Consider the following 25,409-nt stretch of genomic DNA (forward strand, 5'->3'; position numbering starts at 1 on the left):
CAAATGGGTCTGGGGCATAACTTCAGAGGGAAAAAAGAAAATGAAGAAGTTGATGGTTGCAATGATGGCGAGCGCCATGTCGCTTGCCGCCGCTCATGCGATGGCGGCCGACAAGGTGACGCTGCAGCTGAAGTGGGTGACGCAGAGCCAGTTCGCCGGCTATTACGTCGCCAAGGACAAGGGTTACTACGAAGAAGAAGGCCTCGACGTCGACATCAAGCCGGGCGGCCCGGACATCGCTCCCGAGCAGGTCATTGCCGGTGGTGGCGCCGATGTGATCGTCGACTGGATGGGCGGCGCGCTGGTTGCCCGCGAAAAGGGCGTTCCGCTCGTCAACATCGCCCAGCCCTACCAGAAGTCGGGCATGGAAATGATCTGCCGCAAGGATGGCCCGGTGAAGACCGAAGCCGACTTCAAGGGACATACGCTCGGCGTCTGGTTCTTCGGCAACGAATATCCGTTCTTCGCCTGGATGAACAAGCTCGGCCTGAAGACCGATGGCGGCGCCGACGGCGTGACCGTCCTGAAGCAGAGCTTCGACGTCCAGCCGCTGCTGCAGAAGCAGGCCGACTGCATCTCCGTCATGACCTATAACGAATACTGGCAGGCGATCGATGCGGGCCTGAAGCCGGAAGATCTCACCGTCTTCAACTACACGGCCATGGGCAACGACCTCCTGGAAGACGGCCTCTATGCCATGGAAGACAAGCTGAAGGATCCGGCCTTCAAGGAAAAGATGGTCAAGTTCGTCAAGGCTTCGATGAAGGGCTGGAAATACGCCACCGAAAACCCGGATGAGGCAGCCGGAATCGTCGTCGATGCCGGCGGCCAGGACGAAAACCACCAGAAGCGCATGATGGGCGAAGTGGCCAAGCTGATCGGCGACGGCAGCGGCAAGCTCGACACCACGCTTTACGACCGTACGGCCAAGGCTCTTCTCGACCAGAAGATCATCAGCAAGGAGCCGTCGGGCGCCTGGACGCACGACATCACCGACGCTGCAGCCAAGTAAGCGGCCGCTCTGAAATCACGGGGACGCGCGGAGAAATCCGCGCGTTTTCTGCTTTTTAAGCATCAACGGCGATTTTTTCGAGAGGCGATGTCGGATCAGCCCTGCTTCAATCGTCTTTGGCTTATACGCTGCGATCAATCATCGGAATGCAAACATAACCAGCCGGTGATTGATCTATACGTAAACGGTAATTAATGTGCGCCCATGGGGAATTATTTTCTGCCGGTCTTGTACGTTGCGCAAATCGCTACCACGTACATCACCGGATTTGCCGTTCGGGGGACTTCTCTGTAAGAGAGACGGCAAATAATGCGGGAATACCTCTGAGAGCACAGAGACGGGAATGGCCTGTTCGCAAGCTGCAGCATAGCTGCGCGTTTTTGGCCGACCATTTGACATAACTGGATGATGACGCATGGCACGCACGCTTGAAATACTACGCGCCTCCACCCTCCTGATCGCCGGCATTCTTGCCGCGCCCGTTGCGTTTGCGCAGGAAAACCAGCCGCCGAAGGCACAGCAGAACTTGCCCGTCATCGTCGTCACGACCGCTACCAAGCGCGCCCTCGTTGACCGCGTGATCGGCACCGGCACCATCCGCCCGGTCGAAGAAGTTTATATTCAGCCGCAGGTGGAAGGTCTTTCGATCCGCGCGCTGAACGTCGATATCGGCGACAAGGTTGAAGCCAACAGCACGCTGGCGACCCTGAACGAAGACGCCCTCCTGTTGCAGAAGGCGCAGATGATGGCGACCAAGGCCAAGGGTGAGGCAAGCCTCGCCCAGCTGCGCGCCCAGCTTCTGGAAGCCAAGGCAACCGCCGAGCAGGCCCGCCTGCAGCAGACCCGTTCGTCCGAAATGGGCAAGAAGGGCACCGTTTCCACCGCGCAGGTCGAGCAGGCCGATGCCGCCGCCGCCACCGCCAACGCCCGCGTGAGCTCTGCCGAGCAGGCGATCGAAGTTGCCATCGCCGATCTGAAGGTCGCCGACAGCCAGATCGCCGATGCCGATCTGAAACTGGCGCGCACGGATGTGAAGACTCCGGTTTCCGGCGTCATCTCCGCCAAGAACGCCCGCATCGGCGCCATTGCCGCCGGCAACGGTGATCCGATGTTCACCGTCATCAAGGATAGCGCGATCGAACTGGTCGCCGAGCTCTCCGAAACCGATATCCAGAAGATCGCGGTCGGCCAGCGCGCCATCGTCACGCTGTCGGGCAGCCGCACGAAGATCGAAGGCAAGGTGAGGATCGTCTCCCCGACCGTTGATCAGGCAACCCGCCTTGGCCTCGTCCATATCTCGATCGATGACGAGAGTGCTGCGCGCTCCGGCATGTATGCCAGCGCCGAGATCATCGTCGCCGAGAAGAGCGACATCGCCCTGCCGCTGTCTGCCGTTACCACCGGCCGCGATGGTTCGACCGCAAGAAAGGTCGAGGATGGCATCGTCAAGCAGGTGAAGGTCACCACAGGCATCCAGGACGGCGGCTTCGTCGAAATCGCCGACGGCCTCAAGGAAGGCGACACCGTCGTCGCCAAGGCCGGCGCCTTCGTTCGCGACGGCGACAAGATCACAGCTGTTACCGAAGCCGTATCGGCACAATCGAACTGACCGGGGCTAATCCATGAATTTCTCTGCATGGTCCATCCGAAATCCGATTGCGCCGCTGCTCGCTTTCGCGCTGCTGCTCTTCGTGGGCATCCAGGCGTTCTACAAGCTGCCGATCACCCGCTTCCCGAATATCGACGTTCCCGTCGTTTCGATCACCGTGACGCAAAGCGGTGCCTCGCCGGCCGAACTCGAAATGCAGGTGACCAAGGAGGTCGAGGACGCTGTCGCCTCGATCAGCGGCATCGATGAAATCCAGTCGACGGTGACCGACGGCCAGTCGCAGACCGTCGTCGTCTTCCGCATCGAGAAGCCCACCGCCGAAGCCGTTCAGGACACCAAGGACGCGATCGACAAGATCCGCAGCGACCTGCCCGCCGGCATCGAGGAACCGATCGTCAGCAAGGTCGATGTCGAAGGACAGGCGATCCAGACCTTCGCCGTCTCCTCTCCCAACATGACGCTCGAGGAGCTTTCCTGGTTCGTCGACGACACGGTCAAGCGCGCCCTGCAGGGCCAGCCCGGCATCGGCCGTATCGACCGTTACGGCGGCGCCGACCGCGAAGTCCGCGTCTCGCTCGATCCCGGCAAGCTCGACGCCTACGGAATCACCGCGACCGACGTGAACCAGCAGCTGCGCGGCACCAACGTCAACCTCGGCTCCGGCCGCGGCCAGGTGGCGGGCAACGAGCAGACGATCCGCACGCTCGGCGACACGCGCGACGTCTCGCAGCTCAATTCCACCACCATCAGCCTGCCGAACGGCCGCTTCGTGAAGCTCTCGGAGCTCGGCCGCATCGACGACACCTACGAGGAGCAGAAGTCCTTCTCGCGCTTCAACGGCACGCAGACGGTCACCTTCGCGGTCTTCCGCGCCAAGGGCGCCAGCGAAGTCTCGGTCGCCGAAACCGTGGCGGAAAGCCTGACGGAGATCCGCAAGGCCAATCCGAACGTCAAGATCGAGATGGTGGACGACAGCGTCTACTTCACCTACGGCAACTACGAGGCGGCCCTTCATACGCTGATCGAAGGCTCGATCCTCGCCGTCATCGTCGTCTTCCTGTTCCTGCGCAACTGGCGCGCGACGCTGATCGCCGCCGTGGCACTCCCCCTGTCGGCCATTCCGACCTTCTGGATCATGGATATCATGGGGTTCTCGCTAAACCTCGTGAGCTTCCTGGCGCTGACGCTGGCGACCGGTATTCTCGTCGACGACGCGATCGTCGAGATCGAGAACATCGCCCGCCATATCAAGATGGGCAAGACGCCCTACAGGGCATCGCTTGAAGCCGCTGACGAAATCGGCCTCGCCGTCATCGCCACCAGCTTCACCATCATCGCCGTCTTCGTGCCTGTTTCCTTCATGCCGGGCATTGCCGGCCAGTACTTCATCCAGTTCGGCCTGACGGTCGCCTTCTCGGTCTTCTTCTCGCTCGTCGTGGCGCGTCTCATCACCCCGCTGATGGCCGCCTACCTGATGCGCGCCGAAGACGGCATGGAAGACCATCAGGACAACGACGGCTGGATCATGCGCGGCTATACCCGTCTCGTGACGGGCACGACGCGCAAATGGTACTGGCGCTACACCACGCTGCTCTGCGCCATTGCCTTCCTGATCGGCTCGATGATGCTGCTGAGCCGCGTGCCCGGCAGCTTCATGCCGCCGGACGATTCCTCGCGCGTCGTCCTGTCTGTGGAACTGCCGCCGAACGCCACGCTCGAAGACACTGCCGCCGCCTCCACCAAGGTCTACGATGCCGTACGCGGGATCGACGGCGTCGAAAGCGTCTTCGTTCTCGGCGGCGCTTCGCCCAAGGGCGATCTGGAGCTGCGCCGCGCAACCGTTCGCGTCATCCTCGGAAATATCGATCATTCGCTGCTGAAGACCCTCGTCAACAAGGGCCTCGGCGGACTGCCTGTTATCGGCAACCTCGTGCCGAAGATGGAAGATCACGGCCGTACGCGTCCGCAGTGGGATGTCGAGAAGGATATCTTCGCCGCCGTGCGCGATATCCCCGACGTGCGCATCTCCAAGGTCAACGACCGCGCCGAGCGCGACCTCTCCTTCAACTTCCTCTCTTCCAACGAGGATGATCTGAACGAGGCCGTCAGCCTGCTGGAATCGAAGCTGCGCGCCTCGCCGATCCTGGCGAACGTGTCTTCGGAAGGCGCCCTGCCCCGTCCGGAACTGCAGATCCGTCCGCGCATGGCCGAAGCCTCCCGCCTCGGCATCACGCCGCAGCAGATCTCCGAGACGGTCCGCGTCGCCACCATCGGCGATATCGACGCCAACCTCGCCAAAATCTCGCTCGACGACCGGCAGATCCCGATCCGCGTCCAGGCATCGCTCGATGTCCGCCGCGATCTCGCCTCAATCCGCGCCATCAAGATCAAGACGGCGAGCGGCGCCAGCGTTCCGCTCTACAGCGTCGCCGATGTCGACTACTCGGAAGGCCCGAGCTCGATCAAGCGCAACAACCGCAACCGCGTCGTGGCCATCGGCTCCGACGTGCCCTTCGGCACGGCGCTCGATACGGCGAGCGCCGAATTCAAGCGCATCGTCGCTGCGACCGAATTGCCGAAGAGCGTGCATCTGGCCGAAAGCGGTGACGCCAAGGTTCAGGGCGAAATGGTCCAGAGTTTCGGCAATGCCATGCTGATGGGCCTGATGCTGGTTCTGGTCGTGCTGATCCTGCTCTTCAAGGACGTCATCCAGCCCTTCACCATCCTGTTCTCGCTGCCGCTTGCGATCGGCGGCGTGGCGGTGGCGCTGATCATCACCCAGAACGCGCTGTCCATGCCGGTACTGATCGGCATCCTGATGCTGATGGGTATCGTCACCAAGAACGCCATCCTGCTCGTCGATTTCGCGATCGAGATGAAGCGGCATGGCATGGAACGTGTCGAAGCCATGGTGGAAGCCGGCCGCAAGCGCGCCCGCCCGATCATCATGACCTCGATCGCCATGTCGGCGGGCATGCTGCCCTCCGCACTCGGCGTCGGCGAAGGCGGCTCGTTCCGCGCACCGATGGCAATCGCCGTCATCGGCGGCATCATCGTCTCGACGGTCCTGTCGCTCGTCGTCGTGCCCTCGTTCTTCCTGATCATGGACGACCTCTCCCGCCTGCTCGGCTGGATGTTCGGCCGCCTGGTCGGCAAGAAGGACGAAGAGCAGCTCGCCATGTCCCGCGAACAGCTGACCGACGCCGTCGGCTCGCTCAAGGACCGCGTCACCGCGATCGAGAACCCGGAAGCCAAGCAGAAGAACGCCAACAGCAACGGCAAGAACGTGCTGCGGCTGCCGCCGTTTGCGGCAGAGTAGGCGTCTCGCTGAGTTCCAAGCAGAACGGCCGGGGTTTTCCCGGCCGTTTTTGTTTTGCTAAGCCGTTCTGTTTGACGGCATACCAGCGCCGGACCGGCCCTCCAACGGCCCCCTACACCTCCTCCTCCACCCGTAACTGCGCCACCTGCTTCTCCCCGCCATTGAAATAGGACGCAATCAGATGCCCCGCCGAAACGGCGGCCACACACAGCACCACCGAAGCGGCGATATTCACCCCCGCCCGCGTCACCGCGCCCGAGCGCATCAGATCGAGCGTCTGCAGGCTGAAGGACGAGAAGGTGGTGTAGCCGCCGCAGAGGCCGATCATCACGAAGAGCCGCATGTTTTCCGAAACCGGAAAGCGGCCATGCGCCAGCGTCAGCGTGCCGAACAGGCCAATGATGAAGGATCCGGTGATGTTGATGATGATCGTGCCCCACGGCAGGTTGCCGCTGATCGGCGCCGCCAGGACGGAGATCAGGTAGCGTGCCAGGGTGCCCAGAGCACCTCCGGCCATGATGATCAAGCAGGTGTAGAGTGACATGCACGCCTCATTGTTTCGGCGGGCAGTAGACACACTCCCACCGTCGATTAAATCGCGGTAGGAGTCATCAGCCATCACGGCGGTTTCGGGGGCACTCCATCCCCATCGCGGCCAAACTAGCCGCAGCACGGACGCAATGCAACGTCCGGCCGCAAGCCGCGTCAATTTGGACGGCAGGAGGCGGGCTTATAGCCCGCCATGTTCCTTCAGGAAGCTGACGATCGGGCCGATGCCGTCGCCGCGCTTCATGTCAGAGAAGACGAAGGGGCGCGTGGCGCGCATGCGCGTCGCATCGCGGTCCATCACGTCGAGATCGGCACCGACATAGGGTGCCAGGTCCTTCTTGTTGATGACGAGAAGGTCCGACTTGGTGATCCCCGGCCCGCCCTTGCGTGGGATTTCCTCGCCCTGGCAGACCGAGATCACGTAGATGGTGATATCCGCGAGATCGGGCGAGAAGGTTGCGGCCAGATTGTCGCCGCCGGATTCGATGAAGACGACGTCAAGATCGGGGATGCGCTGGTTCAGCCCGGCGATCGCCTGCAGATTGATTGTCGCATCCTCGCGGATGGCGGTATGCGGGCAGCCGCCGGTCTCGACGCCGACGATGCGCTCGGAGGGCAGCGCCTGCATGCGCATCAGCGCCTCGGCATCCTCGGTCGTGTAGATGTCGTTGGTGACGACGGCGACGGAATAATCGTCGCGCATCGCCTTGCAGAGCTTCTCCGTCAGCGCCGTCTTGCCGGAGCCGACAGGCCCGCCGATCCCGACGCGGAGAGGTCCGTTTCTCGATTTCATATATGTCACTCCAATTCGCCCGATGATAGCGCCCGGCTATCACACCTGCCACCGGCAAATGACGCAGATGCCGGCCTTACGAGCGGAAAAGTCTGGTGCTCTGGGTCTCGTGCCGCAGCGTCGAGATATCGGCCTGGACGGCCGCCGAGCCGAGATCGTCAGTTGTCGCCGCGAACGCCTTTCGGGCAACCCCGGCAATCAGCGGCTCGAGCTTCGCCAGCGTGCCGACCCCATCCTTCTGACCGGCAACGCCGAGGCGGATGCCGGCAGACACGGCCTGCGAGACATAGGCATGCAGGAAGGCGGCCAGCGCCTTGTCGAGCGGAACCTGATGGGCGCCCGCGACCGCGCCGACGGCAACCGGGTAGGCCGCCTGCTGTGGCAGCCGGTCGAACACCGGATCGGCCCAGGCTTTTGCTGCCGTCAAAAAGGCATCGCCGAGCAGCATCGTCTCCTGATGCCGCTCGCGCGAACCGGCGAGCGCCTCGGCAAGTGCAGCGAGATCACCGATCTCCGCAGCATCGCCCTGCCCGCGCCAGGCGGCGGAGAAGATCACGGCATCGTTCCAGATGCTGCCATGCGTCAGCAGCGTCGAGATCCACGTTTCCAGCCCCGCAGCATCGGTCACGAGGCCATCGTGGACCGCGCGCTCCAGACCGCCCGAATAGGCAAAGGAACCGACCGGGAAGGCCGGCGACAGCCACGCCATCAGGCGCAGCAGCGCCTGGAGATCATCCGCTTCCGTCATCGCCGCTCAGTCGTGAGAGTGATGGTGCCCGTCACCATGCTTGTGGTCGTGATCATGATGGTCATGATCATGATCGTGGCCATGCTCATGCTTGTGGTCATGGTCGTGACCATGGTGATGGCCGTGATCGTGGTTGTCATGAGCGTGATGATCATGTCCATGGCCATGATAGGCGCCGCGCGCCGGCTGGAAGGGTTCGTTGACATCGAGCACGAGGGCGCCGAGGCCCTGCAGCATGGTGCGGATCACATGGTCGCGCAGGATCAGGATGCGGTCTTCCTCGATCTGCGCCGCCAGATGCCGGTTGCCGAGATGCCAGGCAAGCTCGGTCAGATGCACCCGGTCCTTGCCGCGCACTTCGAACAGCTTCTCGTCGGCCGCCAGGATCTCGATCAGCTCGCCGTCATCGCGCACCAGCAGATCGCCATTGGCAAACAGCACCGGGTCCTTGAGGTCGAGCATCACCATGCCGCCGCTTTCCAGATGCAGCAGCTTGCGCCTGAGATGGCGCAGATCGTGCGGCAGCTTCACCTGCTCGATCGGGTGGGAGGACGGCGTACCGGCGGGGAGATAGGATGTAACGCGTTGCATGGGCATGTCCGTTTCAATGGGACTTCGACCATGCAAAATAGCGGAAGGAGGCGCAAGCGCCAATGCGGATCCGCGCAGTGGCTAAATGCCGTATGCGCGCTGCGGCTCGTCGTGATCGGCGGCATCGCCCTGCACGCCGAGCCCGCTTTCGACGAGGCGGCTGTGCCAGGCATGATGTAGCCCCTCGCTCTCATGGATGACGCGGTTGCGGCCGAGCGCCTTTGCCAGATAGAGCGCCTTGTCCGCCGAGGCATAGACCGCCTCCTTGCTGCGCCCCGTCTCCAGATCGGCAATACCGGCCGAAATGGTGATGGCGATGCTGCAGCCATCGGCGATGATCGGCTGCTGGGCGATCTGCATCTTCACCTGCTCCACCTGTTCCAGCCGGGCCGACAGCGGCGAGCCGGTGACGATGACGCCGAACTCCTCGCCGCCGAGACGGGCGACGACGGAGCCGTCATTGAAGGCCGCCGTCAGGATCGCCGAAATGGCGATGATCACCGCATCGCCGCAGGCATGGCCGAAGCGGTCGTTGATCGCCTTGAAACGGTCGACGTCGAAGATGACGAGCGAGGCATCGCCATCGGCATCCGCCAGCGCCGCCGTGAAGGCGCGCCGGTTGAGAAGGCCGGATAGCATGTCGGTGCGGCTGAGCTTTTCGAACTCGGCCCGCGAGACCGTCAGCTGGTGCAGGGCGAAGCCGGCGATCAGCGACAGCAGCCCGCAGGCCGCCCCGCCGACGATCCAGGCAAAGACGATGCCGAGGCTCAGCGAATGGGCGAGCGACAGCGGCAACAGGTCGAGATAGGAGAGCGGCGGCAGCACGATCAGCATGATCAGCGCCGAGAGGATGACGGCCGAAAAGCTCATCTTCAGCGCAAAGCTGATGATGGTGGCGCGATGCTGAAAATTGCCCATCTCCGTCTGGAGCGACATCCAATTTTTCATCCGAATCGACCTCCAGCCCGGCACCCCATGGCATTTGATTAGAATGCATTTGCTGCCGGGGTCTTAAGCCGATCGTTAAGATTTGATCGAATTTGCCCGATTTAACAAACTTGCATTTTCGCGTGCAGGCTGCAGCAATGCTCAACTTGAATCGGAACTGATAAAAAACTGATTAAGCGTTTGATGCGACATTTATATCAGTAAATTTTGATGGGTCGGCACCGCCGCAAATCCACCCAAAAAAATCTGCCCGGCTAAATACAACCGGGCAGAGAATCGGCGTTAACGAATTGCTTCCCCGAGACGGCGAGGCTCAGAACAGGAAGTAGCGCTGTGCCATCGGGAGAACGGTCGCCGGCTCGCAGGTCAGAAGCTCGCCATCGGCCCGCACTTCATAGGTCTCGGGATCGACCTCGATATGCGGCATCAGATTGTTATGGACCATCGAGGCCTTGGAGATTCCGCCCCGCGTGTTCTTCACCGCGAGCAGATCCTTGGCGACGCCGAGCCTGCCCTTGAGGCCGCCATCGAGTGCCGCCTGCGAGACGAAGGTGACCGACGAGTTCGTCAGGCTCTTGCCGTAGGAGGCAAACATCGGACGGTAATGCACCGGCTGCGGTGTCGGGATCGAGGCGTTCGGATCGCCCATCGGCGCCGCAGCAATCGAGCCGCCGAGCAACACCATGTCAGGCTTCACGCCGAAGAAGGCCGGGTTCCAGAGCACGAGGTCGGCGCGCTTGCCGACTTCGACCGAGCCGATCTCATGGCTGAGGCCGTGGGCGATCGCCGGGTTGATCGTGTATTTGGCGATGTAGCGGCGAACGCGGAAATTGTCGTTCTCGCCCGTCTCTTCCTTCAGGCGGCCGCGCTGGCGCTTCATCTTGTCGGCCGTCTGCCAGGTGCGGATCGCCACCTCGCCGACGCGGCCCATGGCCTGGCTGTCCGACGAGATGATCGAGAAGGCGCCGATATCGTGGAGAATGTCTTCGGCAGCGATCGTCTCCTTGCGGATGCGGCTTTCGGCAAAGGCGATATCCTCTGGGATCGACGGCGACAGATGGTGGCAGACCATCAGCATGTCGAGATGCTCGGCGATCGTGTTGACCGTGTAGGGCCGCGTCGGGTTGGTGGACGACGGGATGACATTCGGCTGGCCGCAAATCTTGATGATATCAGGCGCATGTCCGCCGCCCGCACCCTCGGTATGGAAGGCATGGATGGTGCGGCCCCGGATGGCGCCGATCGTATCCTCGACGAAGCCGCTCTCGTTCAGCGTATCGGTGTGGATCATCACCTGCACATCATACTGATCGGCAACCGTCAGGCAGCAGTCGATGGCGCCGGGCGTCGTGCCCCAGTCCTCATGCAGCTTCAGCGAGGTGGCGCCGGCAAGCACCATTTCCTCCAGCGCGCCGGGCAGCGAGGCATTGCCCTTGCCGGCGAAGGCAAGGTTCATCGGGAAGGCATCGGCGGCCTCGATCATCCGGGCGATATGCCAGGGTCCCGGCGTGCAGGTCGTCGCCAGAGTGCCATGCGCCGGGCCGGTGCCGCCGCCCAGCATGCAGGTGAGACCCGACATCAGCGCTTCCTCGATCTGCTGCGGGCAGATGAAATGGATATGGCTGTCCATGCCACCGGCCGTGACGATCTTGCCCTCGCCCGCAATCGCCTCCGTGCCCGGGCCGACGATGATATTGACGCCCGGCTGCGTATCCGGATTGCCCGCCTTGCCGATCGCCACGATCCGCCCGCCCTTGAGCCCGATATCGGCCTTCACGATGCCGGTATGATCGACGATCACGGCATTGGTGATAACGGTATCGACTGCGCCATTGGCACGCGTCACCTGGCTCTGCCCCATCCCATCCCGGATCACCTTGCCGCCGCCGAACTTCACCTCTTCGCCATAGGTGGTGAAGTCCTTCTCGATCTCGATGAAGAGCTCGGTATCGGCAAGCCGCACCTTGTCGCCAACGGTCGGTCCGAACATGCTGGCATAGGCGGCGCGGGAGATCTTGTGGGGCATCGTCGGTCTACCTCTTCAGTTCGGAAAAATGGGGAGATTTCGCCGCCGCCTTGTCGAAGGTCAGCGTTGTCCTGCAGCCGTTTCGCTTGTTGATTTCACCGAGGAGATGATCGGAGAAACCACCGGGAAAGCGACTATAACTATCGACAGCAGCGAGCAGCGTTTCGCGCTCGTGCACGACGATATTGGTGGCATGCAGGAGGCGCGTGACGAGCTCGACAACAGCTGCCTTCGCCAGCCGCGCCCTCTGCCGCAGCACCCAGACAAGCTCGACGATGACGATCTGATTGACGAACAGCTCTTCGCTTCCGTTGGCGAGCTGCTGCACCAGCTCAAGCTGATGCGAGGCCGCGTCTTCGGCGAGGCTGTCTCCGGCAATCCAGCGCAACAGGATGTTGGTATCAACGCCGATCATTCGTCACCTTCCCGGTAACCGGCATCCCGCGCATCCGCCACCCAGCGGTCGAGCTCGTCAGCGCTGACCTTCTGGGGCAGTTGCAGAATGCCACGCAGGTCCGCGAAACTTTCCCGGCGCGCCCGCAACTCGAAGACCCCGCCGCCCTTGGCGATGAAGTCCAGCTTGTCGCCGGCTTGCACACCAAGCGACCGGCGAACGCTGGCGGGGATGGTAATCTGATTTTTCGACGTGACTTTCGCGGAATCCACCATGGCTATTCTCCTTACCTTTTGTCTAAAAAGTAAGGCGATGCCGTTGTATTTGCAACATCGGCGGCGTAGCGGATCAGCCGCCCTTCGGCGATGTAGCGGTCGACGAGCTGGCGTTCGGCTGCGAAGGGGTGGCCGTCCCATCCGGCGTGGCCGAAGCCGGCAAGACCGGTCTCGGCAGCGGGGAAGCGGCGGAAGGTTTCGGCGATGGCGATGAGGCCGGTGCTCGGCACGACGTAGGGTGCCGGGTCATAGACCGAGAGCGCCTCGTCGACCGCCTCATGAATCATTTTCTCAACGACCACATGCCGTTTGCCAGCTTCCCTGCAGAAGGCTTTGAACTGACTCGTGTAATCATCGCAGAAATCGTCGAGCTCGGGATGCGAGACGGCAAGCGGGCCGCGCATTTCGGCGAACTTTTCGGGATCGCGCACGCACCAGATTTCCGAGGCTTCGACGACACCGGGCAGCGTCCGCCAGCCGGTATCGCCGGTCATCGCCTTGCCCGGGCGGCCGGTATTGCAGACGGCGACGACATCGGTGCGGCCGGGGCTCGAAGCGTAGGAGCGGCATTCGTTGAAACGGATGACAAAGTCGGCGGTGGCGATCGCCGCGCGCCCCTCCTCACCCACATCTCCGTTGCCGACGATCATCACCTTCTGTGCCACCTCAATTGCCGCCCATTGCATCCGCCAGAGCCTTGAGCTCCTTCGTGCGGTTATCGCTCATATTGGCGAGGCAGCCGGCCACCAGCATCGGCTCCATCGACCCGCCGCGGGCCTGGAAGCCCTCGGCCTCGCATTGCGCATCGCGATAGGAGATCCAGGCCCGCTGTGCCGTCAGCAGCGCCTTCTCGGCGCCGCGATCGCTCTCGTCCAAATCCTCGTCGGTCGCAGCCGCGGCAGCGCGCGTTTCCTTCCACTGGGCGTTCAGCGCCTTGTCGGCCTCGCCGTATCGATCCTGCTCGCAGCTCGTCATCTCCGCCTGCGTCTCAGGGTTCTTGCAGTCGGTCTCCTCCTGCGCGAACGCCCCCGAAGCCATCATCACACCGCCCGCGAGCGCCAGCAGGCCAATCACCAAACGCATCATTTCCTCCCGTCTTCCGTTATTTTCTTGTGTTTTAAAGCTTGCCCATGACGAGCTGGCGGAAGCCGTAGACTTCGCGCTTGCCCGAGAGCGGGATCAGCGTCACCGAGCGGGTCTGGCCCGGCTCGAAACGCACGGCAGTGCCCGCCGGGATGTCGAGGCGCATGCCCTGCGCCTTCTCGCGCTCGAAGGCCAAGCCGCCATTGGTCTCCGCGAAATGATAGTGGCTGCCGACCTGCACCGGCCGGTCGCCGGTATTCGACACATCGATCGTGATGGTCGGAGCGCCGGAGTTGAGTTCGATATCGCCGCTCGCGGCAATGATTTCGCCTGGGATCATGTCTTCCTCCTCACGCAGCTCAGCGGATCGGTTCGTGGACGGTGACGAGCTTGGTACCGTCAGGAAATGTCGCCTCGACCTGCACGTCGTGGATCATCTCGGCGATGCCCTCCATCACCTGATGACGGCCGATGACGTGGGCACCGGCCTCCATCAGCTCGGCGACCGGGCGGCCGTCGCGCGCGCCTTCGACGACGAAATCGCTGATCAGCGCGATCGCTTCCGGATAGTTGAGCTTGACGCCGCGATCGAGCCGCCGCTGCGCCACCATCGCCGCCATGGAAATCAACAGCTTGTCTTTTTCTCTCGGAGTGAGGTTCATCGTTCTTCCATTCCAGCTGAATTACAGGTTCCAGACTTTCGGCACCGGGGCGCCGTTGCGCAAGGCCGATATGACCGGGATCAGGATTTTTCTGAGCGCGAAGCCATCGGGTGCCGCGGCGCGGACAACGAGCTTGCCGCTCCAGGCGCTGGCGCCCGCCATATGGCCCTCAAGCAGCGGCCGCACCCTGGCAAGATAGCTCTCGGCGAGCGGCCCGGCATAGAGCAGCGTCGCAAACGCCACCTGCCCGCTGAGCACCGGCTGCTTCGCCGTCAGCGCCGATACCTCGCCCTCGAGCTTCAGTTCCTCCGCATGGATCAACCGTCCGGAACGGCGGATGCGCCAGCGGTCGCGGAAGAGGCCTGTCACCATCGCCTCGCCCATCGCCTTGCGGCCGAGCAGGATCGCCTCGACGGCCAGGAACTCGGCGCTCTCGTCGAGATCGACGTCGAGGCGGCGGAAGAGCGAGGCGCGGTCGAAGAGGATGGTTTCCTGCGGCAGCCAGTCGACGCGAGCGCCCGCACCGGCCTCGATGCGCGTGGTGACTTCGGCAGTGCCCGCCGATGCCTTGTAGATCTTCTCGCAGGCCTGCGTGGTGACGTCGATGCGGGTGCCGGGCCCGGCCGCGACGCTCCAGTTCATCCGGTCGCCGCCCGTCAGTCCGCCCGCGGTATTGATGATGACGGCCTCCATCGAGGCGTCGAAGGTCTGAGGCAGGCGGATCTTTGCCGCCCCCTCCTGATAGAACTCGCGCAGCCGCGTGCGGCCATCCAGCATGCTCGCCGCCAGATGTCCCCGTCCCTCGGCTCTCTGCGGTCTGGTCGTCGCCGCTGCGCTCGTCATTCCATCCCCTGCAAACAGCCGCCGGTTACCGGCCGCCGCCATTCAATAAGTCCAAACAAATGAAAGCAAGCAATTCTCATGCCGCCCATCCCGCCCGCAACGGCCGGACGGACGGCTAGTCGCTGATGACAGGATTGCCCGCAAAAGCGGCATTTGCCGCTCAGACGGTCAGATGGCGGCGGGCCTCCGGCGTATCCAGCGTCTCGGCGAGCCCTTCATGGACAATCTCGCCGCGGTCCATGATGTAGACGTAGTCGGCAAGCTCACGGCAGAAATCGAGATATTGCTCGACCAGCAGGATCGCCATGCCGGTGGAATCGCGCAGATAGCGGATCGCCCGGCCGATATCCTTGATGATCGACGGCTGGATGCCTTCGGTCGGCTCGTCGAGCACCAGGATCTTCGGCCGCGTCACCATCGCCCGGCCGATCGCCAGCTGCTGCTGCTGTCCGCCGGAAAGATCGCCGCCGCGACGTGACAACATCGACTTCAGCACCGGGAAGAGACTGAAGATGTCATCGGGGATGTTGCGGTCGCGGCGGCCAAGCGGAGCAAAGCCGGTCTCCAGATTTTCCTTCACCGTCAGCAGCGGAAAGATCTCCCGCCCCTGCGGCACGTAGCCGATGCCCTGCTTGGCCCGCGCAGAGGGCGGCAGGCCGTTGAGCCTCGTCTCGTTGAAGGTGACGCTGCCGGCAGACAGCGGATGCTGGCCGGTGACGGCGCGCAGCAGCGAGCTCTTGCCGACGCCGTTGCGGCCAAGCACGCAGGTGATCTTGCCCATCTCGGCCTTGATCGAGATGCCGCGCAGCGCCTGTGCGGCGCCGTAGTGGAGGTTTGCGTTTTCGACTGTCAGCATAATGCCGTCTCCTGGCGAAGTGCGGATGCATAGACCCCTCCCCAACCCCTCCCCACAAGGGGGAGGGACTGACACGGCGCAGCCGCCTCAGAACATATCACCCCATTGAAGATCGGGAGAGCTTGGCAAGGAGAGGCCGCCTTGGTTAAGCCCCTCCCCCTTGTGGGGAGGGGTTGGGGAGGGGTTTTGGCCGTCGAAGACAATTCGCTCATCCCTCACCGCCCCAGATAATTCTCGATCACCTTCGGATCGGAACTCACAAAATCGATCGACCCCTCGGCCAGCACCGATCCTTCGGCCAGGCACGTCACCTTGACGCCGAGGTCGCGGATGAAGCCCATGTCGTGTTCGACGACGACGACCGAGCGGGTCTTGGCGATTTCCTTGAGCAGGATCGCCGTCTCCGCCGTCTCGGCATCGGTCATCCCGGCAACGGGTTCGTCGACGAGCAGCAGCTTCGGCTCCTGGGCGAGCAGCATGCCGATCTCCAGCCACTGCTTCTGCCCATGCGAGAGATTGGCGGCGAGCTCGTCGCGGCGGTGCGTCAGGCGCACGGTCTCGAGGATTTCCTCGATGCGCGCCTTGTCGTCCCCAGAGAGACGGTAGAACAGCGTCGAGAACACGCCGCGGCGGCGGTTCAGCGCCAGTTCCAGATTGTCCCAGACCGTGTGGCTTTCGAAGACCGTCGGCTTCTGGAACTTGCGGCCGATGCCGAGCTGGGCGATGTCGGCCTCGTCGAGCTTCGTCAAATCGGTCTGGCCATTGAAGAAAACGGCGCCCTCGTCCGGCCGCGTCTTGCCGGTGATGATGTCCATCATCGTCGTCTTGCCGGCGCCGTTCGGGCCGATGATGGCGCGAAGCTCACCGGGTTCGATGACGATCGACAGCGAATTCAGCGCCTTGAAGCCATCGAAGGACACCGACACGCCGTCGAGATAGAGCACGCTGTTGGGTTTGACGTCGGGGATCATCGGCGCTCACTCCGCTGGCTGGATTTTCGCATCGACGCCATCCTCGAGCGAGGGAGGCGTCGCTTCCGTCCGCGGCTTCTTGCGGCCGAAATACTGGGCGATGGTGCCGACGATGCCCTTCGGCAGGAACAGCGTGACGAGCACGAAGAGACCGCCGAGCGCAAAGAGCCAGAACTCGGGGAAGAGGCCGGTGAATATCGTCTTGCCGCCGTTGACGAGGATGGCGCCAAGGATCGGCCCGATCAGCGTCGCGCGGCCGCCGACAGCCGTCCAGATGACCACTTCGATCGAGTTGGCGGGCGCGAATTCGCCCGGATTGATGATGCCGACCTGCGGCACGTAGAGCGCACCCGCAATGCCCGCCATCATCGCCGAGAAGACGAAGGTGAAGAGCTTGAAATGCTCGACGCGGTAGCCGAGGAAGCGCGTGCGGCTTTCCGCATCGCGCACGCCGACCAGCACCTTGCCGAACTTGGAGCGCACGATCGCCGAGGAGATCATCAGCGATAGCGCCAGGAAGATCGCGGTGGCGGCAAAGAGGCTGGCGCGCGTACCGTCCGCCTGAACGTTGAAGCCGAGGATTTCCTTGAAGTCGGTCATGCCGTTATTGCCGCCGAAACCCATGTCGTTGCGGAAGAAGGCAAGCAGCAGCGCGTAGGTCATCGCCTGGGTGATGATCGAGAGATAGACGCCGTTGACGCGAGAGCGGAAGGCGAACCAGCCGAAGACGAAGGCAAGCAGGCCGGGCACGAGGAGAACCATCAGCGCCGCAAACCAGAACTGGTCGAAGCCGAACCAGAACCAGGGCAGCTCCTTCCAGTTCAGGAACACCATGAAATCGGGGAGAACAGGGTCGCCATAGACGCCGCGCGAACCGATCTGGCGCATCAGATACATGCCCATCGCATAGCCGCCGAGCGCGAAGAAGGCGCCGTGGCCGAGCGAGAGAATGCCGCAGAAGCCCCAGACGAGATCGAGCGCCAGCGCCAAGAGCGCATAGGTCAGATACTTGCCGAACAGCGCCATGATGTAGGTCGGGATATGCAGCGGGTTCTCGGGGCCGGTCATCAGGTTGAGAACCGGAACGAGGACGGCGACCATGAGCAGGATGGCGATGGCAATGGAGATCTTGCGATCGAGAGACCGGAGAAGGAAGGCCGTAATCATGCTTCCACCGCCCTTCCTTTGAGTGCGAAGAGCCCGCGGGGACGCTTCTGGATGAAGAGGATGATGAGGACGAGCACCAGGATCTTGCCGAGGACGGCGCCGGCGAAGGGTTCCAGGAACTTGTTGACGACGCCGAGCGACAGAGCGCCGACCAGCGTGCCCCAGAGATTGCCGACGCCGCCGAAGACCACGACCATGAAGCTGTCGATAATGTAGCTCTGGCCGAGGTTCGGCGAGACGTTGTCGATCTGGCTGAGCGCCACGCCCGCCATACCGGCAATGCCGGAGCCGAGCGCGAAAGTGAAGGCATCGACCCAGCCGGTGCGGATGCCCATCGAGGAGGCCATGCGGCGGTTCTGGGTGACGGCGCGCATCTGCAGGCCGAAGGCGGAGCGCTTCAGGAGCATCAGCAGCGTCAAGAACACCGCCATCGAGAAGACGATGATCCAGAGGCGGTTCCAGGTAATCGACAGGCCGCCGAGCTCGAAAGCGCCCGACATCCAGCTCGGATTGCGCACCTCGCGGTTGGTCGGGCCGAAGATCGTGCGCACCGCCTGCTGCAGGATCAGCGACACGCCCCAGGTGGCCAGCAGCGTTTCCAGCGGCCGGCCGTAGAGATAGCGGATGACGAGGCGCTCGATGATCAGTCCGACGAAGCCGGTGAAGACGAAGGCGGCGGGCACGGCGAAGGCCAGCGAGTAATTGGCCATTTCGGGAAAGTTGGCGGTGATATATTCCTGCACGACATAGGTCGTGTAAGCGCCAATCATCACCATTTCGCCATGCGCCATGTTGATGACGCCCATGACGCCGAAGGTGATCGCAAGGCCGATGGCGGCGAGCAGCAACACGGAGCCGAGCGACAGCCCGTACCAGACGTTCTGCACCACATCCCAGACCGCCAGGTTGCGCTTGATGCCATCGATATCCGATTGGATGGCGGGCTTCAGATCATCGGGTGCGGTTTCCATCGCCGTCGTCAGGATCGTCAGCGCGTTGCGGTCGCCGCGGGCGGCAATCGTGTCGATGGCGGCCTTCTTGTCCTCGGCGCTGACATCGCTTTTCAGCATCATCACGGCGCGCGCGGCTTCCATCGTGTTCTTGACATCGGCATCCTTCTCGCCCGCAAGCGCGGAGTTCAGAAGCTCGAGATTGGAGGGATCTGCATCCCGCAGCAGGCCTTGGGCCGCTGCAAGCCGCGCGGAACGATCCGGGCTCAGCAGCGTCAGCGTGCTCATGGCGCTGGCGATCGCGCCGCGCAGCGAATTGTTGATCTTCACCTTGGACATGTAATCGGCGTCGATGCCATCGACGGCTTCGCCGCTGATCGGATCGGAAAAGGTCGGCTCGTCCTCGGTGCCGCCCTGGAGCAGCACCGGGCCGCCCTCTTCGGAATTCACATAGAGCTGGCCGTCGCTGAGCTGCTGCAGGATCTGGCCGACATGCGGATCCTTGGAGGCGACGAGCGCCTTGATGGCTTCGGCGCGCTGATCGAAATCGCCTTCGCCGAGCGCGTTGACGAGGGCGTGGATGTCTTCCTGGGCCTTCAGCGGCGAAGCGAGCATCGGAGCCGCGAGGCAGAGGGTAATAAGGATAAGCTTGAGGGCGCGATACATCGGCTTTCTCGCCTGGACTATCGTTGGCCTTTTGGGCAGCAACCGTTTGGGACGGAGCTTCCGCCCGGAGATGGGATCCGGACGGAAGTCATCAGGCAGGTATCGGATCGGCTAACTCAAGACCCCTTGCCGCCGCACTTGCCGGTCGCAACGTTGAAGTTGCCGCAGTTCATCGGCTTGCGCCAATCGGAGATCAGGTCCTTGGAGTCAGGCAGGTAGTCGGACCATTCGTCACCGACGACGGCAGGCGTCTGCTGCACGATTTCAAACTGGCCGTCGGCCTGGATTTCGCCGATCAGGACAGGCTTGGTGATGTGGTGGTTCGGCATCACGGTTGCCGTGCCGCCGGAGAGGTTCGGAACGGAGACGCCGATGATGGTGTCGAGAACCTTGTCGGTGTCGGTCGTGCCAGCGGCCTGAACGGCCTTAACCCAGGCGTTGAAGCCGATATAGGCAGCTTCCATCGGGTCGTTGGTCACGCGCTTGTCGTTCTTCGTGAAGGCGTGCCATTCCTTGATGAACTTCTTGTTCGCCGGGCTTTCGACGGACTCGAAGTAGTTCCAGGCAGCGAGGTGGCCGACGAGCGGCTTGGTGTCGAGACCGGCAAGCTCTTCTTCGCCGACAGAGAAGGCGACGACGGGGATATCGGTTGCCTTGACGCCCTGGTTGCCGAGTTCCTTGTAGAACGGAACGTTGGCGTCACCATTGATCGTCGAGACGACGGCGGTCTTCTTGCCGGCGGCGCCGAATTCCTTGATCTTGGAGACTTCCGTCTGCCAGTCGGAGAAGCCGAACGGCGTGTAGTTGACGATGATGTCTTCCTTCGGAATGCCCTTCGAGATCAGATAGGCTTCCAGGATCTTGTTGGTGGTGCGCGGATAGACGTAGTCGGTGCCTTCGAGAACGAAGCGCTTCACGCCTTCCTTCTCCATCAGGTAGTCGACCGCCGGGATCGCCTGCTGGTTCGGAGCAGCACCCGTGTAGAAGATGTTGCGCGAGGATTCTTCACCCTCGTACTGGACCGGGTAGAACAGGATCGAGTTCAGCTCTTCGAAAACCGGCAGAACCGACTTGCGCGACGAGGACGTCCAGCAACCGAAGACGGCCGCGACCTTGTCCTTTTCGATCAGCTCGCGGGCCTTTTCGGCAAACAGCGGCCAGTCGGAAGCCGGGTCGACGACGACGGCTTCGAGCTTCTTGCCGAGAAGGCCACCCTTCTTGTTCTGCTCGTCGATGAGCATCAGCATGGCGTCCTTGAGCGTCGTCTCGGAGATGGCCATGGTGCCGGAGAGCGAGTGCAGAACGCCGACCTTGATCGTGTCGTCGGCTGCAACTGCTCCGTGGAATGCGGCCGTGGCCGACATGACGGCGCCGAGAACGGCACCTGAAACGTATGATCGCAGATTCATCTTGTGATCCCCTCTTCTTGTTCGACAACAGGCCGGAAGGCAAAAATTAACTGTTGCTTAGGGGACTATCCGGTGCTGCACTGCGAAAACACATACGTAATATGACGTAGGCACCGGGGCTAAATCTGCACGCGAATGCTGCGCTGCACTCTTAAGCGCTCCGGCCATCCGTGTTACGGAAGTGTGACAAGGGAACGAAGGGACCGGCAGAGCAGCATGGCAGCGCGGCAACGCATCATTCCGGTCAGGCGCGAGTATAACCGCTGGGTCGCGAACCAAACGCTCGAGGACTATGCGCTGCGTTTCACCGCAAAGAGCGCAAGACAGTTCTCCTCGCAGCGCATCTCGCAGACCGCGATCGGCGCCATCTCCTTCCTGGCGCTGGAGGCGATCGGCGGGGCGATCACGCTCTCCTACGGCACGACCAACGCCTTCTTCGCCATCATCGTCGCCTCGATTGCCATGCTCATGATCGGCCTGCCGATCAGCCGCTATGCGATCCGCCACGGTGTCGATATCGATCTTCTCACGCGCGGCGCCAGCTTCGGCTATATCGGCTCGACCATCACCTCGCTGATCTATGCCAGCTTCACCTTCATGCTGTTTGCGATCGAGGCCTCGATCATGTCCGGCGCGCTGGAGCTGACGCTCGGCATACCCTTGTGGATCGGCTACATCATCAGCGCCGTTATGGTGATCCCGCTCGTGACGCACGGCGTCAAGCTGATCAGCCGCTTCCAGCTCGTCACCCAACCGTTCTGGATCATCCTGAACGTCCTGCCCTTCATCTTCATCGCCTTTCTCGACTGGGAGAAATTCGATGTCTGGCGCGCCTTCGCCGGCATCCGCCATGCCTCGGGACCGCCAGGCACGGTCGCCGATTTCAACCTCGTGGAATTCGGCGCCGCCTCCGCCGTCATCCTGGCGCTGATGTCGCAGATCGGCGAACAGGCCGACTTCCTGCGCTTCCTGCCGCCGGATGGGCAGCGCAAGTGGCGCCACCGCCTCGCCGTCTTCCTCGCCGGTCCCGGCTGGGTGATCATCGGCGCGCCGAAGCTGCTGGCCGGTTCCTTCCTCGTCGTGCTGACCTTCACCGCGGGCGTGCCCGTCGACCGCGCCGCCGATCCGGCGCAGATGTATCTCACCGCTTTCGGCTACATGATCCCTTGGCACAATGCCGCCCTGCTCTTGATGGCCGCCTTCGTCGTCGTTTCGCAGCTGAAGATCAACGTCATGAACGCCTATGCGGGCTCGCTCGCTTGGTCGAACTTCTTCTCGCGCCTGACCCACAGCCATCCCGGCCGCGTCATCTGGCTGATCTTCAACGTGGCGATCGCGCTGCTCCTGATGGAGCTCGGCATCTACCGGCTGCTGGAAGAAACGCTCGGTATCTTCTCGATCATCGCCATGGCCTGGCTCTGCACCATCTCCGCCGATCTCTTCATCAACAAGCCGCTTGGCCTCGCCCCTCCCGGTATCGAGTTCAAGCGCGCCCATCTCTATGACATCAACCCGGTCGGCCTCGGCGCCATGACGCTCTCGGCCGGCATTTCGCTGATCGCCCATTTCGGCGCCTTCGGCCCGATCGCCGCCTCGCTCGCGCCCTATATCACCCTTGTCATCGCGCTGACCGCCTCGCCGCTGATCGCCTGGGCGACGAAGGGCAAGTTCTACCTCGCCCGCAAGCCGCGCCACAGCTGGAAGAACCTGACAAGCATCACCTGCTCGGTCTGCGAACATCCGTTCGAGCCCGAGGACATGGCCTGGTGCCCGGCCTATGCGGCGCCGATCTGCTCGCTCTGCTGTTCGCTCGACAGCCGCTGCCACGACATGTGCAAGCCGAAGGCACGGCTGAACGCCCAGGTCGGCACCGTCGCCAAGGCCGTGCTGCCGGAAACCGTGGTGCAGAAACTGACGACCCGCCTCGGCCGCTACGGCATCGCCGTCGTGCTGGCGCTGACCGCGGTCGGCGCGATCCTGGCGATGATCGCCCACCAGGTGGCCTCCGCATCGCCGGAGACGGCCGAAGTCGTCAACCGCACCATCCTGATCGTCTTCTTCGTCTTCGCCGTCATCGCCGGTGTCGTCTGCTGGTTCTATGTGCTCGCCCATGACAGCCGCGTCGTCGCCGAGGAGGAATCCTCACGCCAGAACACGCTGCTCCTGAAGGAAATCGCCGCCCACAAGAAGACCGACGCCGCGCTGCAGAACGCCAAGGAAACCGCCGAAGCCGCCAACCGCGCCAAGAGCCGCTATGTCGTCGGTCTCAGCCACGAGCTGCGCACGCCGCTGAATGCCGTGCTCGGCTATGCGCAGATCCTCGAGCGCGACGAGACGATCCCGCCGCCGCGCCAATCCTCGATCAAGGTGATCCGCCGCTCGGCCGAGCATCTCTCCGGCCTGATCGACGGGCTGCTGGATATCTCCAAGATCGAGGCCGGGCGCCTGCAGGTCTATTCCAACGAGATCAACATCCAGGATTTCCTCGACCAGATCGTCGACATGTTCCGCCCGCAGGCGCAGGCCAAGGGCCTCGCCTTCATTCACGACCGCACGCCGTCGCTGCCGCAATTCGTGCGCACCGACGAGAAGCGCCTGCGCCAGATCCTCGTCAACCTGCTCTCCAACGCCATCAAGTTCACCGACGAGGGCAGCGTCACCTTCGATGTCGGCTATCGCAGCCAGGTCGCGACCTTCACCGTTTCAGATACCGGCCGCGGCATCGCCGAGAAGGATTTGAGCCGCATCTACGAACCCTTCCAGCGCGGCGAGGCCGACAGCATCCGCCCGATGCCGGGCCTCGGCCTCGGCCTGACCATCACCCGGCTTCTGACCAATACGCTCGGCGGCGAAATCCTGGTGACCAGCGAAAAGGATCAGGGCTCGACCTTCCGCGTCCGCCTGATGCTCTCGGCCGTCATGCGCGAGATGACTGCGCCGCCACAGGAGAAGAAGATCGTCAGCTACGACGGCCCGCGCCGCACCATCGTCGTCGTCGACGACAACGAGGACCACCGCGAGATGATGCGGGAAATCCTGGCGCCGCTCGATTTCGTCGTGCTGACGGCCGCCAGCGGCACCGACTGCCTGACGCTGATCGAGGGCATCCAGCCCGATCTCTTCCTCGTCGATATCTCCATGCCCGGCATGAGCGGCTGGCAGCTCGCCTCGCGCCTGCGCGAAAACGGCCAGACCTCGCCTATCGTCATGCTGTCCGCCAATATCGGCGATGCCGCAGCGACAGCCGAAAGCGACGACAGCCATAATGACGCGATCGGCAAGCCCGTCGATATCAGGCAGCTGCGCGACAAGCTGGCCCTGCATCTCGGCCTGAAATGGACCTATGCCGACACGGCGGCAGCGCCCGCCCCACCGCCGAAACCGCCGCTTGTCAGCCCTGGCATCGCCCATGTCGCGGAACTGATGCGGCTCTGCGAAATCGGCTACATCCGGGGTATCGAAGCCAAGCTCAACGACCTTGCCAAGGACGAGGCAAATCAGCCATTTACCGAGGAGCTTCGCACCTATGTGGCGGCGTTCGATCTCGACGGCTGCATGACCTTCCTGCACCGGTTCAACGAAAAGGTGGAAACCATTGGCTGATCAGGCCCACCCCCGCGATATCGTGCTGCTGGTCGACGACTCGCCCGAGGCGCTGGGCTTTCTCACCGATGCGCTGGAGCAATCCGGATTCTCCGTGCTGATCGCCACCTCCGGCTCGGCCGCACTCAACATCGTCGAGCGCATCACGCCGGATCTCATCCTGCTCGATGCCGTCATGCCCTCGATGGATGGCTTCGAGACCTGCCGCAAGCTGAAGGAAAACGCCGCCGTCAGCCAGGTGCCGGTGATCTTCATGACCGGGCTGACGGAAACCGAGCATGTGGTCCACGCGCTGGAATCCGGCGGCGTCGACTATCTGACGAAGCCGATCAATATCGACGAACTGCGCGCCCGCATCCGCGTCCACCTGCGCAACGCCCGCTCGACCCAAAGCGCCCGCGTCGCCCTCGACGCAGCCGGCCGTCATCTTCTGGCGGTGAAGGGCGACGGCAAGGTCCACTGGTCGACGCCCCAGGCAACCCGCCTCGTCAACGCCGCCATGGGCAGCGACGATGCGCTCGCAACCGTCACGGCCCATATCGCCGCCTGGATGAGGGACCGCATGGCGACTGGCCGCGACGCCGCCTTCTCGATCGCCCACGCCGGCCAACCCGCCCTCCAGCTCGCCTTCCTCGGCACCATCGGCCCTGACGAGTACCTCTTCCGCCTCACCGCCATCAGCCAGCGCAGCGACGACGCGGTGCTGCGCCAACATTTTTCGCTGACCCAGCGGGAGTCGGAAGTGCTGCTGTGGATCGCCAAGGGGAAAGCCAACCGCGATATCGGCGAGATCCTGGGGCTCTCGGCGCGGACGGTGAACAAGCATCTGGAGCAGATCTATGTGAAGCTCGGGGTGGAAAACCGGGCGTCGGCCGCGGTGAAGGCAGCGCATGTGTTGCACGAGGGGTAGGGTTAGGCGCAACCTTTGGGCGGAG

23 protein-coding genes and 1 riboswitch are annotated in these 25,409 nt (G+C 63.0%); of the genes, 5 read left to right on the forward strand and 18 right to left on the reverse strand.

The genetic code is table 11. From position 1 onward, the window contains the following. Window positions 1-40 precede the first annotated feature (40 nt). From ABIE40_RS14565 to ABIE40_RS14575, 3 genes are all read left to right on the forward strand, one after another. Window positions 41-1,012: an ABC transporter substrate-binding protein gene (locus ABIE40_RS14565; protein ID WP_112711408.1), complete on the forward strand. Its 972-nt coding sequence runs from the start codon at window positions 41-43 to the stop codon at window positions 1,010-1,012. 415 nt (window positions 1,013-1,427) lie between these two features. Then, window positions 1,428-2,621 (forward strand): efflux RND transporter periplasmic adaptor subunit, encoded by a 1,194-nt coding sequence (locus ABIE40_RS14570; RefSeq protein WP_199627633.1) that lies wholly within the window; start codon window positions 1,428-1,430, stop codon window positions 2,619-2,621. 13 nt (window positions 2,622-2,634) lie between these two features. Beyond that, window positions 2,635-5,940 carry an efflux RND transporter permease subunit gene (locus tag ABIE40_RS14575; protein WP_199627635.1) on the forward strand — a complete coding sequence of 1,102 codons (3,306 nt, stop codon included), beginning with the start codon at window positions 2,635-2,637 and terminating at the stop codon, window positions 5,938-5,940. Between the two features lie 112 nt (window positions 5,941-6,052). On the opposite strand, the gene crcB is transcribed toward ABIE40_RS14575, so the two are convergent. The 18 genes from crcB to urtA form a co-directional block, all read right to left on the reverse strand. Next, window positions 6,053-6,484, reverse strand: coding sequence for a fluoride efflux transporter CrcB (crcB, locus tag ABIE40_RS14580; RefSeq protein ID WP_112711411.1), 432 nt, complete (start codon window positions 6,482-6,484; stop codon window positions 6,053-6,055). Window positions 6,485-6,535: 51 nt separating this feature from the next. Then, window positions 6,536-6,597, reverse strand: a riboswitch (Fluoride riboswitch). 73 nt (window positions 6,598-6,670) lie between these two features. Further along, window positions 6,671-7,282, reverse strand: a complete 612-nt coding sequence (gene ureG / locus ABIE40_RS14585) for an urease accessory protein UreG (protein WP_112711412.1) — start codon at window positions 7,280-7,282, stop codon at window positions 6,671-6,673. 76 nt (window positions 7,283-7,358) lie between these two features. Further along, entirely contained in the window at window positions 7,359-8,030 is a 672-nt protein-coding gene (locus tag ABIE40_RS14590; protein ID WP_199627637.1) for an urease accessory protein UreF, read from the reverse strand. 6 nt (window positions 8,031-8,036) lie between these two features. Further along, complete coding sequence (locus ABIE40_RS14595; protein WP_199627639.1) at window positions 8,037-8,621, reverse strand: urease accessory protein UreE; 585 nt, start codon at window positions 8,619-8,621, stop codon at window positions 8,037-8,039. 81 nt (window positions 8,622-8,702) lie between these two features. After that, window positions 8,703-9,569 carry a GGDEF domain-containing protein gene (locus ABIE40_RS14600; RefSeq protein ID WP_112711414.1) on the reverse strand — a complete coding sequence of 289 codons (867 nt, stop codon included), beginning with the start codon at window positions 9,567-9,569 and terminating at the stop codon, window positions 8,703-8,705. A 313-nt stretch (window positions 9,570-9,882) separates the two neighbouring features. After that, a complete protein-coding gene (gene ureC / locus ABIE40_RS14605; RefSeq protein ID WP_199627641.1) occupies window positions 9,883-11,595 on the reverse strand; it encodes an urease subunit alpha in 1,713 nt (570 codons plus the stop codon). Window positions 11,596-11,602: 7 nt separating this feature from the next. Beyond that, a complete protein-coding gene (locus ABIE40_RS14610) occupies window positions 11,603-12,010 on the reverse strand; it encodes a type II toxin-antitoxin system VapC family toxin (protein ID WP_199627643.1) in 408 nt (135 codons plus the stop codon). Next, complete coding sequence (locus tag ABIE40_RS14615; RefSeq protein WP_199627645.1) at window positions 12,007-12,264, reverse strand: AbrB/MazE/SpoVT family DNA-binding domain-containing protein; 258 nt, start codon at window positions 12,262-12,264, stop codon at window positions 12,007-12,009. Before ABIE40_RS14615 ends, ABIE40_RS14610 begins: the two co-directional genes overlap by 4 nt. An 11-nt stretch (window positions 12,265-12,275) precedes the next feature. Continuing rightward, window positions 12,276-12,914, reverse strand: a complete 639-nt coding sequence (locus ABIE40_RS14620; RefSeq protein ID WP_199627786.1) for a Urease operon accessory protein — start codon at window positions 12,912-12,914, stop codon at window positions 12,276-12,278. Between the two features lie 16 nt (window positions 12,915-12,930). Beyond that, entirely contained in the window at window positions 12,931-13,347 is a 417-nt protein-coding gene (locus tag ABIE40_RS14625; RefSeq protein ID WP_112711469.1) for a lysozyme inhibitor LprI family protein, read from the reverse strand. 34 nt (window positions 13,348-13,381) lie between these two features. Next, a complete protein-coding gene (locus tag ABIE40_RS14630) occupies window positions 13,382-13,687 on the reverse strand; it encodes an urease subunit beta (protein WP_199627652.1) in 306 nt (101 codons plus the stop codon). 19 nt (window positions 13,688-13,706) lie between these two features. Further along, window positions 13,707-14,009: an urease subunit gamma gene (locus tag ABIE40_RS14635; RefSeq protein WP_112711417.1), complete on the reverse strand. Its 303-nt coding sequence runs from the start codon at window positions 14,007-14,009 to the stop codon at window positions 13,707-13,709. A 21-nt stretch (window positions 14,010-14,030) separates the two neighbouring features. Further along, window positions 14,031-14,852 carry an urease accessory protein UreD gene (locus ABIE40_RS14640; protein WP_199627654.1) on the reverse strand — a complete coding sequence of 274 codons (822 nt, stop codon included), beginning with the start codon at window positions 14,850-14,852 and terminating at the stop codon, window positions 14,031-14,033. 160 nt (window positions 14,853-15,012) lie between these two features. Then, on the reverse strand, window positions 15,013-15,708 hold the full coding sequence (gene urtE / locus ABIE40_RS14645; protein WP_199627656.1) for an urea ABC transporter ATP-binding subunit UrtE: 696 nt from the start codon (window positions 15,706-15,708) through the stop codon (window positions 15,013-15,015). 215 nt (window positions 15,709-15,923) lie between these two features. Continuing rightward, window positions 15,924-16,679, reverse strand: a complete 756-nt coding sequence (gene urtD / locus ABIE40_RS14650) for an urea ABC transporter ATP-binding protein UrtD (protein ID WP_130283965.1) — start codon at window positions 16,677-16,679, stop codon at window positions 15,924-15,926. Between the two features lie 6 nt (window positions 16,680-16,685). Further along, the gene (gene urtC, locus ABIE40_RS14655) at window positions 16,686-17,846 is read right to left on the reverse strand and encodes an urea ABC transporter permease subunit UrtC (protein ID WP_199627658.1); all 1,161 of its coding nucleotides are present in this window, start codon (window positions 17,844-17,846) and stop codon (window positions 16,686-16,688) included. Beyond that, a complete protein-coding gene (gene urtB / locus ABIE40_RS14660) occupies window positions 17,843-19,462 on the reverse strand; it encodes an urea ABC transporter permease subunit UrtB (protein ID WP_199627660.1) in 1,620 nt (539 codons plus the stop codon). The genes urtC and urtB overlap by 4 nt, the downstream gene beginning before the upstream one ends. A 116-nt stretch (window positions 19,463-19,578) precedes the next feature. Then, a complete protein-coding gene (gene urtA, locus ABIE40_RS14665; RefSeq protein ID WP_112711422.1) occupies window positions 19,579-20,871 on the reverse strand; it encodes an urea ABC transporter substrate-binding protein in 1,293 nt (430 codons plus the stop codon). 216 nt (window positions 20,872-21,087) lie between these two features. Here urtA and ABIE40_RS14670 point away from each other — a divergent pair, with 216 nt between their 5' ends. Both ABIE40_RS14670 and ABIE40_RS14675 read left to right on the forward strand, forming a co-directional pair. Further along, window positions 21,088-24,474 (forward strand): hybrid sensor histidine kinase/response regulator, encoded by a 3,387-nt coding sequence (locus ABIE40_RS14670; protein WP_199627662.1) that lies wholly within the window; start codon window positions 21,088-21,090, stop codon window positions 24,472-24,474. Continuing rightward, entirely contained in the window at window positions 24,467-25,384 is a 918-nt protein-coding gene (locus tag ABIE40_RS14675; RefSeq protein WP_199627664.1) for a response regulator, read from the forward strand. The genes ABIE40_RS14670 and ABIE40_RS14675 overlap by 8 nt, the downstream gene beginning before the upstream one ends. The last annotated feature ends 25 nt before the right edge of the window (window positions 25,385-25,409 follow it).

Origin of the sequence: Rhizobium sp. OAE497 (assembly GCF_040546565.1) — a bacterium.
Lineage (GTDB): Bacteria > Pseudomonadota > Alphaproteobacteria > Rhizobiales > Rhizobiaceae > Rhizobium.